10 protein-coding genes are annotated in these 13584 nt (G+C 62.9%); 7 read left to right on the forward strand and 3 right to left on the reverse strand.

The features are described from left to right. Positions 1-109: 109 nt before the first annotated feature. From pnp to KH208_RS05085, 6 genes are all read left to right on the forward strand, one after another. Complete coding sequence (gene pnp, locus KH208_RS05060) at positions 110-2350, forward strand: polyribonucleotide nucleotidyltransferase (RefSeq protein ID WP_291434409.1); 2241 nt, start codon at positions 110-112, stop codon at positions 2348-2350. Between the two features lie 81 nt (positions 2351-2431). Further along, complete coding sequence (locus tag KH208_RS05065; RefSeq protein WP_291434392.1) at positions 2432-3427, forward strand: hypothetical protein; 996 nt, start codon at positions 2432-2434, stop codon at positions 3425-3427. 82 nt (positions 3428-3509) lie between these two features. Continuing rightward, a complete protein-coding gene (locus KH208_RS05070) occupies positions 3510-3977 on the forward strand; it encodes an NfeD family protein (protein ID WP_291434394.1) in 468 nt (155 codons plus the stop codon). Between the two features lie 290 nt (positions 3978-4267). After that, complete coding sequence (locus tag KH208_RS05075) at positions 4268-5230, forward strand: stomatin-like protein (RefSeq protein WP_291434396.1); 963 nt, start codon at positions 4268-4270, stop codon at positions 5228-5230. A gap of 30 nt (positions 5231-5260) precedes the next feature. Continuing rightward, entirely contained in the window at positions 5261-5557 is a 297-nt protein-coding gene (locus KH208_RS05080) for a DUF1330 domain-containing protein (protein WP_291434398.1), read from the forward strand. Positions 5558-5877: 320 nt separating this feature from the next. Next, positions 5878-9612 (forward strand): ATP-binding protein, encoded by a 3735-nt coding sequence (locus KH208_RS05085; protein WP_291434400.1) that lies wholly within the window; start codon positions 5878-5880, stop codon positions 9610-9612. A 218-nt stretch (positions 9613-9830) separates the two neighbouring features. Here the strand turns inward: KH208_RS05085 and prfA are convergent, their stop codons facing one another. The 3 genes from prfA to rpmE all read right to left on the reverse strand — a co-directional run bounded on the left by prfA (position 9831) and on the right by rpmE (position 12310). After that, a complete protein-coding gene (gene prfA, locus KH208_RS05090; RefSeq protein WP_291434402.1) occupies positions 9831-10901 on the reverse strand; it encodes a peptide chain release factor 1 in 1071 nt (356 codons plus the stop codon). Between the two features lie 166 nt (positions 10902-11067). Continuing rightward, complete coding sequence (locus KH208_RS05095) at positions 11068-12078, reverse strand: DUF1385 domain-containing protein (RefSeq protein WP_367114940.1); 1011 nt, start codon at positions 12076-12078, stop codon at positions 11068-11070. Between the two features lie 19 nt (positions 12079-12097). Then, positions 12098-12310 carry a 50S ribosomal protein L31 gene (gene rpmE / locus KH208_RS05100; protein WP_008683132.1) on the reverse strand — a complete coding sequence of 71 codons (213 nt, stop codon included), beginning with the start codon at positions 12308-12310 and terminating at the stop codon, positions 12098-12100. Between the two features lie 239 nt (positions 12311-12549). Between rpmE and KH208_RS05105 the strand changes: the two genes are divergently transcribed. Then, entirely contained in the window at positions 12550-13344 is a 795-nt protein-coding gene (locus KH208_RS05105; protein WP_291434405.1) for a TlyA family RNA methyltransferase, read from the forward strand. Positions 13345-13584 lie beyond the last annotated feature (240 nt).

The following is a 13584-nucleotide window of genomic DNA, read 5'->3' on the forward strand; positions in this document are numbered from 1 at the left end:
GAGGGCACAAACGCGAGAGAAGGGGGGTCCGGGAAAATCAGGCAAATTCGTCGTTCATTTGCCCGCTTTTGCCGGAATCCCCTTCGCACGAGCAAAGGATTCACCTATGTTGCAGGATATTTTCAATCCCACCAGGGTCACGGCCCAGGTGGGCGGCAAGGAAGTTATTTTTGAATGCGGCCGTCTGGCCAATCAGGCCCACGGCGCGGTCTGGATGCAGTGCGGCGGCACGGTGGTGCTGGTCACGGTCTGCTCCCAGCCTCTGGAGTTCGACAAGGGCTTTTTCCCGCTCACGGTGGAATATTCCGAAAAAATGTACGCGGCCGGCCGCATTCCCGGCAGCTTCTTCCGGCGCGAGATCGGCCGTCCCTCGGAGCGTGAGACCCTGGTTTCCCGCCTCATCGACCGGCCCATCCGCCCGCTCTTCCCCAAAGGACTGAACGAGGACGTGCAGGTGCTGGCCAGCGTGATTTCCGCCGACCAGGAGAATGAGTCCGACGTGCTGGCCCTGACCGGCGCGTCGGCGGCCCTGATGATTTCGCCCCTGCCCTTTGAGGGCCCGGTGGCGGGCGGGCGCATCGGCCGGATCAACGGCCAGTTTGTGCTCAATCCCTCCTTTGAACAACAGGCCCAGAGCGATCTGAACATCCTCTTCGCGGCCTCGCGCGACGCCCTGACTATGGTGGAAGGCGACGCCCGCTTCCTGTCCGAGGATGTGATCATCGAGGCTCTGGACTGGGGCCGCAAGGAAATCCAGCCGCTCATCGACGCCCAGCTCCAGCTGCGCGAACTCTGCGGCAAGGCCAAGATGGCCTTCACCCCGCATGAGGACGATCCCGCCCTGCTGGCGCGGGTGCATGAACTGGCCCGCGAGGCCGGCATCGAGGATGCCCTGCGCGTGCCGGACAAACTGCCCCGCAAGGACGCCCGCAAGGCCGTGAAGGAAAAAGTCATGGAGGCCCTCAGGGCCGATCCTGTCTGGGCCGAGAACGAAGCCGCGCTGAAAAGCGTGGGCGACATCATCGGCGACCTGGAAAAGAAGCTGGTGCGCGCCCGCATCGTCAACGAGGGCACGCGCATCGACGGCCGCGACACCAAGAGCGTGCGCCCCATCCAGATTCAGGCCGGCGTGCTGCCCCGGGCTCACGGCTCGGCGCTGTTCCGCCGGGGCGAGACCAAATCCCTGGTGATCACCACCCTGGGTTCCTCCACGGACGAGCAGCGCATGGACTCGCTCACCGGCGACGTGACCAAGCGCTTCATGCTGCACTATAACTTCCCGCCCTACTGCGTGGGCGAAGTGAAGCCCGTGCGCGTGTCCCGCCGCGAAATCGGCCACGGCGCTCTGGCGGAAAAATCCTTGCGGCCCATCCTTCCGGCGGACGCGGACTTCCCCTTCACCCTGCGGGTGGTGGCCGAAACCATGGAATCCAACGGCTCCTCCTCCATGGCCGCGGTCTGCGGGGGTTCCCTGTCGCTGATGGACGCGGGCGTGCCGGTCAGCGCGCCGGTGGCCGGCGTGGCCATGGGCCTGATCAAGGAAGGCGACAAATTCATCGTGCTCACCGACATTCTGGGCGATGAAGACGCGCTGGGCGACATGGACTTCAAGATCGCGGGCACGGCCGACGGCGTGACCGGCGTGCAGATGGACATCAAGATCGCCGGCCTGACCACGGACATCATGCGCGCCGCCATGCAGCAGGCCCGCGAAGGCCGTCTGCACATCCTGGCCGAAATGGCCAGGGCCATCGCCGAACCGCGCAAAGAGCTTTCGCGCTTCGCGCCGCAGCACGCCGAAGTCTTTGTGAACCCGGACATCATCCGCCTGATCATCGGCCCCGGCGGCAAGAACATCAAGGCCATCACAGCGGCCACGGGAGCGTCCGTGGACATTGAGGACTCGGGCCGGGTGTCCATTTTCGCGCCCACGGCCGAAGCCCTGGAAAAGGCCCGTGAAATGGTGGCCTACTACGACCAGCGCCCGGATCTGGGCAAGAACTACCTGGCGAAGGTGCGCAAGATCATGGAGATCGGGGCTATCGTGGAGGTGTTGCCCAATGTGGAAGCCCTGGTCCACGTGTCCCAGCTCGACGTGAACCGCGTCGAGCAGCCCGGCGACGTGGCGCGCCTGGGCGAAGACATGCTGGTCAAGGTCATTGAGATCAACGGCGACCGCATCCGTGCCAGCCGCAAGGCCGTACTCCTGGAAGAACAGGGGCATCCCTGGAATCCCGAGGAAACCGCCCGCCCGCCGCGTTCCGACCGCGGCGACAGAGGCGACCGGCATGACCGCGGCGGACGCGGCCGGGATCGCGGCGACCGTGGTGATCGCGGCGGACGCCGCTGAACATAACGTCGAGTCCCGCCCTTCCGCTTTCCCCTTTCGGGTGGGCGGAAGGGCGGAGGCGTACAGATGGGGATTTTTCGCATGCCCAGAAAAAGCAAGGAAACAATGCCCGAAGAGGCTGCCGAGCGGCCCGCCGCTGAGCAGTTTGTGCAGGTGAGCCCGGCCGACGGCGCAACGCCCGGCGGACGGGAGCCCACGCCCGAAGAAATGGAAGCCATGCTCGAAGGCAAGAACCGCACGCACTTCGAAGGCCTGGGCGACGCCTGGGCCGTGCTCACCGGCCAGAACCCGGCCGAGGTGGTGCCCCAGGTGGTGGCCACGGTCATGCACGAGGGCGGCACCCGCCCCGCCTGGCAGTGGAAGCGCGGCGGCAGGGATCACATCCTGCTGGCCTGGCCCCAGGACCAGCCCGTGCGCGCCTCGGTGCTGGTGGCCGGAGAGGAAGGCGGCAAGCTGGCCCCGGTCAGCGCCGTGCCCCTGCTGGACGGCCTGCCCAACGATCTGACCGTGGAAGAAGCCCACCCCTGGGAAAACGGGCTGGGCGCCAACGTGGCCGTGAGCATGATCGAGGGCAAGAATCCCATGTGGTTCTTTGACCCGCTCTACGGGCGGGACCGCGACGACCTCACGCCCGGCATCACCCACACGTTTCTGCTGGCCGGTCTGGCCTACGGCCTGCGCAAGGCCCTGCTGGACGAAGTGACCATCACCCAGGGCCCGAAATTTGAAGCCTACGCCGAAGCCTGGCTGGCCGAAAACCCCGGCGCATCCCGTCTGGACGTGCCGCCGCTCAAGGTCAAGGTGGCGGGCCGCCACATGATCATGCCCGGCCGCCGCTTTTGCGAATATCAGCTGCGCGCCGTCATTGAGGAAGTCCAGGACTGCCGGCTGGAAAAAATGCCGGTCAAACTCCTGTACCTGAGCTTCCCCTTTGAAAATCGCGAGCCCATGCGCCTGGCGCTCTATGTCTCCAAAATGGTGCTGGGCGACTTTGAGCCCGAAAAAGGCCAGGAAGTGGACGCCTATGTCTGGCTGCAGGCACGGATCATCGATATCGACCAGGGCCCGCAGCAGTAGACGCGTGGCCACGGATCAACAAGAGCGGATTAACTTTGAAAATTGACATTCGCAAAGTTGACGCGGGCCAGGGAAGCGCGGCATGAGCGCGCCTCTGCTCTGGTTCCTGCTGGGTCTCGCTTTTCTGCTTATTGAGCTGATGGCCCCGACCCTGGTGCTGATCTTTTTCGGCGCCGGGGCCTGGGTCACGGCCTGCGTCGCGCTGCTGGGTCTCTCCCTGAACTGGCAGCTGGTGACGTTCATCTTTGTCTCCCTGTTCACTCTGCTTTTTCTGCGCCGCCATTTGCGCGCCGTGTTCGGCGGCCGGGCCCACCGGGTTGATGACCAGGGCGGCCATGCCCCGGCCCATCCCCTGGCGAACCGCGTGGGCACGGTCAGCAAGACCCTGCGCCCCGGAGAAGTGGGCGAAGTGAGCATTGACGGCAGCTTCTGGCGGGCCGTGGCGGAAACGGAAATCCACGAGGGCCGCCCGGTTCGCGTGCTCGGCACCCAGCCCGGCGATGCGCTGATGCTGCGGGTGATCCCTTTCGACGGCCCTTCGGGAGAGTAAATCTAAACCCGGTCAGCCGTGGGACGGACGTCTCCAGAACAGATTGCCTTTGAAAGGCTCTGAAAAATGCCATCAAAATGTGATCTGCCTGACGTCGTTTCAATAGGTTAATTTTGATGGCGGCGTCCCTTCCCGGCATTGACAACGCCGCCTTTACTCCGCCGGAGCGGAGCAAAGGCTGGTTTTGACGAATCATCACGGCGGATAAGAGGCCGGAAGACTAACGTTCAGAGGCCCCTGCCCTGCGACCTGCCGCCCTTCCCTTCACGTACAACCATTCCGGAGCGCCTATGTCCCTCTTTGAATCCTTCGGCCAGTTCGGCTGGCTGTTCCTGCTGGCGGTACTGGTCATCATCGTTCTGATCAAAACCGCCGTGGTGGTGCCCAACCAGTCCGCCTACGTGGTGGAACGCCTGGGCAAATTCCACAAGGTGCTTTACGCGGGCTTTCATCTGCTGCTGCCCTTTGTGGATGTGGTGGCCTACAAACGCAGCCTCAAGGAGCAGGTTCTGGACGTGCCCAAGCAGACCTGCATCACCCGCGACAACGTCAGCGTGGACATTGACGGCGTGCTCTACCTCCAGGTCATCACGCCGGAAAAGTCCGCCTACGGCATTTCCGATTACGAATGGGGCGCCATCCAGCTGGCTCAGACCTCGCTGCGCTCGGTCATCGGCAAGCTGGAACTGGACAAGACCTTTGAGGAGCGCACCCGCATCAACCAGGAAGTGGTGGAAGCCCTGGACGCGGCCACCGCGCCCTGGGGGGTCAAGGTGCTGCGCTATGAAATCCGCGACATCACGCCCCCGGCCACGGTCATGGAAGCCATGGAGAAGCAGATGCGCGCCGAACGTGAAAAGCGCGCCACCATCGCCGAATCCGAAGGCGAAATGCAGTCGCAGATCAACCGGGCCGAAGGCGCCAAGGCGGCGGCCATCGCCCAGTCCGAGGGCCAGAAGCAGGCCATCATCAACCAGGCCGAGGGCGAGGCCGCCCAGATCCGCACCGTGGCCACGGCCACGGCCGAGGGTCTCCGCATCGTGGGCGACCAATTGGGCAACGACGGCGTGGCCGCGGCCCAACTCCGGCTGGCCGAGGCCTACATCAACGAATTCGGCAAACTGGCCAAGACCGGCAACAGCATGATCATCCCGGCCGACGTGGCCGACGCCGCCGGCATGGTGGCGACCATGACCAAGATCATCAAGCCGGGCCAGGGCCTGTCCGCCGAAACCAAGAAGACCAATGCCTGATTAGGTATGCAGGCCAGGGAGGAATCGGACATGGCGGCATTTTTCATAGCCAGCATCCAGCTCGGCAATCCGGCCTCCCGTCCGCTCTATGACGCCTATATCGAGAAAGTAAGGCCCATCGTGGAGGGTCACGGCGGCCGCTATCTGGTGCGGACCGAACGGCTTGCGCACCTTGCCGGAGACTGGCGTCCGGACCGGGTGATTGTGATCCGTTTTCCGGGCAAAGCCGCGCTGGAGGCCTGCTTCGCCTCGGAAGAATATCGGGCCATCCAGGATCTGCGGCTTGCGTCGGTCAGGAGCAGCGCCGTCATTGCCGAAGACGACTGAACTTCCCTCTCACATCCTTTTATCGCGCCGCGCGCCGTGCCCGCCACAACCGGGCACGGCGCGTCCGCGTTCCGGGCCGCCTCAACCGAGTCTCCTGAAGGCGGCTCAAAGCGGGCAAGAACAACTGCTCTCCGGCTTTTCCCGCATCTCTTGCGGAAAAACAACTTTCGGCCTATGAGGGTACAATAACTCTCCGCGCCAACCCTCTAGCCACGCCTCTGTCTTATTCCGCCCTTCACGCATTTTCTCAGTATTCTCCATTGATTACCCGTTGACGCCACATGGAGGTTCCCGAAGTGGACCCGAAACGACTGCCTTTGATGACACGCCTTGAAAAAAAACTGGCGGATCTCGGCGTGGGCATGCGCGCTAAACTTATCAGCCTGTTTGCGGCCATCAAAGTCTTGCCTCTGGTTTTGCTCGCCCTCCTGGCCTGGATGCAATCCAAGGAGCTCGGCGAGGAGCTCAAAGCCCGCACGGCGGAAATCTCGCGCAAGGCCGTGGCGGCCCTTGACCATACCGGCAAAATCGCGGTCAACGACACGGTGCGGGCCCTGGACAACCGGGCCACCGCCGAGATAGAACGCATGACCACCGACACGGCCCGCGCTGTGGCCGACTTTCTGTATCACCGCGACGCGGACATCCTTTTTGCCGCCACTCTCCCGCCGGATGAAGCCCTGTACCGCAACTTCACGGCCCAAAGGCTGGGCCGCCTCGTCAAGCCCGGCCAGTGGGAGCTGGCGGCCAACGGGCGCTCCTGGCAACGGGTAAACCCGCCGCCGCCCGCGCCGCAGATCACCTCCTCCATTGAGGAAAACGACTACAGCTTCCACTACCGGCCGCCCGACGGCTTTGAATGTGAATCCCGCCCCCTGTATCTTGAAATGACCTTTGTGGGCCTCGACGGCATGGAGCGCCTCAAGGTGACCACCTCGCCGCTTTTGTCCCCAACGCTCAAAAATATCGCCGACAAGCGCAATACCTTTGTCAGGGCGGAAAGTTATTTCGCGGAACTCAAAAAACTCAGACCCGGCGAAATCTACGTTTCCGACGTCATCGGCCAATATGTGGGCACGAATTTCATCGGCATGTACACGCCAGGCAATACAAGGGCCCGCCATATCCCCTATGACCCGGAAAAGCAGGCTTACGCCGGCAAGGAAAATCCCAACGGCATACGCTTCAAGGGCCTGGTGCGCTGGGCCACGCCCGTGGTGCGTGACGGCGCGATTGCGGGCTACGTCACCCTTGCTCTGGACCATGACCATCTCATGGAATTCGTGGACAGGCTGACCCCCACGCTTGAGCGCTACACGGAACTGCCCGACGCCTTTGAAGGCAATTACGCCTTCATCTGGGACCACAAGGGCCGCAGCATCTGCCATCCCCGCCATCACTCCATCGCCGGTTATGATCCCGAAACCGGCGACCCGCAGGTTCCCTGGCTTGAAGAGCATATTTATGAGGAATGGCAGGCCAGCGGCAAAAGCTATGCCGAATTCATCGAGGATGTGCCCACTTTCCAGGCCCAGTCCAACAGCAAGAAACCAGCGGCCGAGCTGACCCGCCGGGGCTTGGTGGGCCTGGATTGCCGCTACCTGAATTTCGCGCCGCAGTGTACCGGCTGGTTCGACCTGACCAAGGACGGGGGCTCGGGCTCCTTCCGCATTTTATGGAGCGGCCTGTGGAAGCTGAACACCGCGGCGGCCATTCCCTATTATACCGGGCAGTACGGCAACAGCCGCCGGGGCTTCGGCTTTGTGGCCGTGGGCGCGGGACTGGACGAATTCCACCGCCCGGCCATGACCACGCAGGCCACCCTGCAAGACCTCGTCAACGCCACGGATGAGGAACTTTCCGCCGTTTCCGAAGACACCTACCGGGCCATCGGCGAAAACCTCTGGCAGACCGCCACGAGCCTGTCCGTTTCCACAACGCTCATGTCCGTGCTGGTCATTCTCATCGCCATCTGGATGGCCTCGGTCTTTACCAGACGCATCGCGCAGATGGTCCGGGGCATCTCCCGCTTCCGCGCGGGCGAGCGGCAATTCCGTTTTCGCGCTCCTGTCAAGGATGAAATGGGGGCCCTGTCCGACTCCTTCGACGGCCTGGCCGACAGCCTGGTGAACAGCGACAAAGGCCCGCTCAGCATTGTCGATCTCTCGGGCAGGCTGGTGTACATGAACGAGGCCGGGCTCGCCCTGATCGGCAAATCCCTGGAAGATGTGGTGGGCAAGCCCTATGCGGAAAACACCATCTTCCCTCCCGGCACCTCCTTCTGCCCGCTGGCATGCCTGGCGCGCGGCAAAGAGCCGGAGGTGCTCCTGCATGAAGGCCGCTACTATCAGGGCCGGGCCGAAACACTGACGGACGGCCGGGGCGTGGCCACGGGCCATCTTGTCCATACCGCCGACGTTACCGCCATTATCGAGGAGCAGAAACACATTGAGCGACAACGCGCCCTGCTGGAAACCATTTTCGTCAATTCACCGGACATCCTCTGGTACCAGGACAAGGAGGGCAACTACCAGGCGGTCAACCCGCGCTTTGCGGCCCTGGTGAATAAAACGCCCGAGGAAATTCGCGGATTGCCCGCGTCCGCCGTCTTCCCGCCGGAGGTCGCCGCCCGCTCGCAGGAGAATTTCCGGGCGGCCATCGAAGGGCGCGCGCCTCTGTATACCGAGGAAACCGTGCATTTCGCCGACGGGCACAGCGAAAATATGGATGTGGTGCGCATCCCCCAATTCAATGCCGGAGGCGAGGTTCTGGCTCTGCTGGGCGTAGCCCGCGACGTTTCGCAGCGGGTCGCCGTGGAGAAGGAACTGCGCCGGATCCAGACGGAATTGCAGGAGGCCTGCGCCACGGCCAACAGGGCCAACGAGGCCAAGAGCGCTTTCCTGGCCCGAATGAGCCATGAAATACGCACGCCCATGAACGCCATCATCGGCATGGCCAACATCGCCAGAAAAAAACTGCACGCGGGCAGCCCCACCGGTGAACTGCTGAACTGCGCCAATCAGATAGAGGTTTCCTCGCACCATCTGCTGGGCCTGCTCAACGACATTCTGGACATCTCCAAAATCGAGGCGGGCAAGATAGAACTGAGCGAAGACAATTTCGCGCTTCCCAAACTCGTGGGCAGCGTGGAAAGTATTATCCGTCCCCGCTGCATGGAGAAAAACATCACCTTCAAGGTTGCCATGGAAGGCATTGCAGCCACGCATCTGAAGGCGGACTCGCTGCGCTTGCGGCAAGTGCTGATCAACCTGCTGGGCAATGCGGCCAAGTTCACGCCGGAACTCGGGGAAATTCTTTTCCGGGTGCGCCAGGAAGACAGACGCCGGGGCGAGCGCCTGATTTCCTTCCTTGTTCAGGACAACGGCGTGGGCATTGCCGAGGAAACGCTCAAGACCCTGTTCAAACCCTTTGAGCAGGGCGGCACCCACATTGCCCGCGCCTACGGCGGCACGGGCCTCGGGCTCTCCATCAGCCAAAGCATCATCAGGCATATGGGCGGCGACATTGCCGTCACAAGCACGCCGGGCAAGGGCAGCGCCTTTTCATTCTCGCTCTGGCTCAAGGAAGCGGACAACAACCCGCAACAGCGGGAAGCCCCCGGCAAAAGCCCGGCGGCCTTGACGGGGAAACGCATTTTGCTCGTGGATGACGTGGAGATAAATCGCATCATCGTCATTGAACAGCTTTCGAACCTGGGTCTGCGGATGGATGAGGCCGTGGACGGAACGGAAGCCGTGGCGATGTTCGCGCGCTCGCCCGTCAACTTCTATGATCTGATTCTCATGGATCTGCAGATGCCCAGGATGGACGGCTACGCCGCAGCCAAAACCATCCGCGCCATGGACCGGCCCGATGCCCGAAGCGTGCCGATCATCGCCCTGACCGCCAACGCCTTCAAGGAAGACGTGGACCTGGTGCTGGCCAACGGCATGAACGGCCATCTTGCCAAGCCGCTTGAAAACGACAAGCTCATGGAACTGCTGGAGAAGCTCCTGGCCAATGGCGACGGCGAGCAGCAACGGCCTTCGGCATGAACCCCGCGCAACGGCGGCCCAACATAAAAGGCGGCTTTTCGCGGACGGCGTTTTAATGAGGGCTGAGCCTAGTACCATGTCACACATAAAACTTCGTTTTCTGTGTGCAGATCACTGCGTCGAAAAACGCGGTTTTCGGCTCGCTCATGCCGCCTGCGGCGGCGCGCCGGACTTTCGTCCGGCGGCCAGTACCCCGTAACTTTATGAGTTACTGGGTACTAGTCTTCGGCCTGCGCCTTGAGCGCCTCGGTCTGCGCCGCCGTGGACAGGGCATCGAACAGCGGAGTCAGCTCGCCTTCCATGATCCTGTCCAGGGAATACAGGGTCAGGTTGATGCGATGGTCCGTGCAGCGGCCCTGCGGGAAATTGTAGGTGCGGATGCGTTCGGAGCGGTCGCCCGAACCCACCTGGGCCTTGCGGTCGGCGGAGAGCTCGGAATTCTGGCGTTCACGCTCGGCGGCCAGAATGCGCGAGGCCAGCACCTTCATGGCCCGTGCCTTGTTTTTATGCTGGGAGCGCTCATCCTGGCAGGTGACCACCGTGTTGGTGGGCAGATGGGTGATGCGCACGGCGGATTCCGTCTTGTTGACGTGCTGGCCTCCCGCGCCGGAAGCGCGGTAAATGTCGATGCGCAGATCTTCGGGCCGGATCTCCACGTCCACTTCCTCGGCTTCGGGCATCACGGCCACGGTGGCCGCCGAGGTGTGGATGCGGCCCTGGGTTTCGGTGGCGGGCACGCGCTGCACCCGGTGTGTGCCCGCTTCAAATTTAAGTCGGCTGTAGACCCGGTCGCCGGCGATCAGGCAGATGACTTCCTTGTAGCCGCCGGATTCGGACGGCGACTCGCTCATGATTTCCACCTTCCAGCCCTGAAGCTCGGCATAGCGGGTGTACATGCGGAAGAGATCCGCCGCAAACAGGGCCGCCTCCTCGCCGCCGGTGCCCGCCCGGATTTCCAGAATGGTGTTCTTTTCGTCCAGAGGGTCCGTGGGCAGCAGGGCCACTTTCAGGGCCTGCTCAATCCGGGGCAGTTCGCTTTCAGCCCTGCGGATTTCCTCATGCGCCATATCCCGGATATCCGGATCCTCGTCGTGCAGCAGTTGCTTGTTTTCAGCCATTTCCTGCTGCAGGGCCCGGTGGCTGCGAAAGAGATCCACAATCTCACGCAGATCGGCATGCGCCTTGGTCAGTTTGCGGTAATGCTCCTGATCGTTGAACACGTCGGGCTGGGCCAGAGCTTCTTCCAGCTCCATATATTTCTTTTCAAGGCCTTCCAGTTTGGCGAACATACACGATCTCCAACACGCACTGCAAAAAGATGAAAAAGAACAAAATACGCCCCGCCGGGCCCCTGGCGGGCGCGGCAACGGCCCGCACGGCAAAGGGCCGGAATGTCCGCGCGCCGGATCAGAGCATTTCAAAGGCAATCTGCTCTATCCCGGCGCGGGTGAGAAGTCAGGCTTCCGTATACGGCGCGGTGCGGATGTTGTCCCCGGCGTCCGGCCCCAGGGCCTCGCGCAGGGCCACCACGGCCACATCCAGTTGGGCTTCGTCCGGCTCGTAGGTGGTCAGGCGTTGCAGGGCCAGACCCGGCGCGCGCAGCAGCGTGGCCCAGAAGCCGTCAGGCATGCGCGCCGCGTAACGGATCAGCTCGTAGGCCAGGGCGCTGATGGGCACCATGAGCAACAGCTTGAAGACGATGGTCAGAGCGTGCTTGGCAACCGCGCTCTGGGGCGTGTAAATCATCAACAGCAGGGGCACCAGCACCGCGTGCAGAATGATCGAAATGCAGATCACAAAGAGCAGAAAGGTGGTGCCGCAACGCGGATGCAGGCGGCTCATGCGGGCGGCGCCGGCCGCGCTGACCTCGCCCCCGCTCTCAAAGGCGTGGATGGTCTTGTGCTCGGCCCCGTGGTACTGGAACACGCGACGGATATCCGGCACATAGGAAATCAGCCGGATATAGCCCATGAAGATGCAACACTTGAAGAAGCCGTCCCAGAGATGGAAGGACAGCCCTTCCACGTCGCCGCCCAAATGCAGCCAGAGCATGATCAGCGACAGCAGATGCGGGGCCACCACAAAAAGCGCGATGGCCATGACCAGCGCCAGACCCAGGCTCAAAGCCAGATGCCAGCCCGAAAGCTCTTCCTCCTCGCCCTGGGCCGCGGCTTCCACCGAACGGTTCAGGGCCCGGATGCCGTTGACCAGGGTTTCCAGCAGAACCGGAAAACCCCGCACAAAGGGCTTCTTGAGCCAGGCATGGCGGGTCAGGGAAAACCAGGGCAGCCGCTGGGCGCGAATGACGCCGTCCAGACGGCGCACGGCAAGACCATAGGTATCGCCGTTGCGCATCATCACGCCCTCCATGACGGCCTGACCGCCCACCGGGGGGCAGTCGGCCGTCAGGCAGGGCAAAAGGGCCAGCAGGCCGGGCACAAGGCCCGGCGGCGGGGCGAAACGCATGCGTCCGGCCGGTCCGCGCTTACTTCTGCTCAAACTTGGCGTACTTTTTACGGAAGCGGTCAATGCGGCCGGCCGTATCCAGGAAGCGCTGCTTGCCGGTGAAGAAAGGATGGCAGGCGGAGCAGACTTCCACATGCACCTGTTCGCCCTTGGTGGAGAGCACTTGCTCCTCGTGGCCGCAGGCGCAGGTAATGGTGGCCATGAACACTTTGGGATGGATGTCTTTTTTCATGACAGAACCTCGTCGCAGTCGGCCGGACCCGGCTTCGAGCAGCCCGCCTTGCCGGAATGGACCGGCACGGGCCTGACCTTTACGGACGCCGCGCAATTTTTTTACTCTGCCTGAAGGGAATATCAGACAGGGACGACATATATAGACCTCTTTTCGTCGCTTGGCAAGCGCCGTGCGCGCCGGGATCAGGCGGGCGGACCGCCATTGCCAGCGCGGCTCCGAGCGGCTATATCTGCCCCATGCCCAAAGACAAGCGTCAGCGCGCCGACCAACTGGCCTTTGAACAGGGCCTGGCCGAAAGCCGGGAGCAGGCCCGCCGCCTGATCATGGCCGGTCAGATCGTCCTTTCGCCCACGGGGCCGGACGGCGAGTCCCTGCTGCCGCCCGGCGCGCCGCCGCAGCGCGTGCCCAAACCCGGCCACCCCTATCCCGCGGAAACGCGCTTCGCCCTGCTGGAAAGCGAACGCTACGTGAGCCGTGGGGCCTACAAGCTGCTGACCATCCTCGACCACTTCCATCTGGACGTGAGGGATATGGTCTGCCTGGACGCCGGAGCCTCCACCGGCGGCTTCACGGACTGCCTGCTCCAGCGCGGGGCCGCGCGGGTCTACGCCGTGGACGTGGGCCGCAATCAGCTGCATGAAAAACTGCGCGCCGACGCCAGGGTGATCAGTCTGGAAGGCGTGAACCTGCGCCACGCGCCGCCGGAACTGATCCCCGAAGCCGTGGATCTGGTGGTGGCGGATGTCTCCTTTATTTCCCTGACGCTGGTGCTGCCGCCGTGCATGACCTGGCTGAAGCCCGGCGGTCTGGCGGCTGTGCTGATCAAGCCCCAGTTCGAGCTGGGGCCCGGCGAAACAGTCAAGGGCGTGGTACGCGACGAAGCCGCCCGCCGGCGCGCGGTGGACAAAATTCTGGCCTTCTGCGCGGCCAACCTGAATCTGGACTGCGAGGGCGTGCTGCCCGCCGCCGTCAAAGGACCCAAGGGAAATCAGGAATACATGGCCCTGTTTCGAAAAAACCGGCGGGACTGAACCTGGAGCAGATTGCCTTTGAAACGCTACACGTTCCAAAGGTTCATTCAGCCGAAGAATGCGGTCTTCGACTGAATCCACGCCGCGTTGCGGCGGGCGGCTCGGTTTGCTCACCGCCTCGCATTCCAACTATTTCAAAGTTGAAATGCTCTAGGGCCTGTTAACACTATTTGAGAGCCTCGACGATGAGAGCAAAAACGATAAAAGCAAGGAAAATGACATCCAGCTTGTCATATCGAG

It is taken from the genome of Desulfovibrio sp. (assembly GCF_018379785.1).
In the GTDB taxonomy this organism is placed as follows: Bacteria; Desulfobacterota; Desulfovibrionia; order Desulfovibrionales; family Desulfovibrionaceae; genus Desulfovibrio.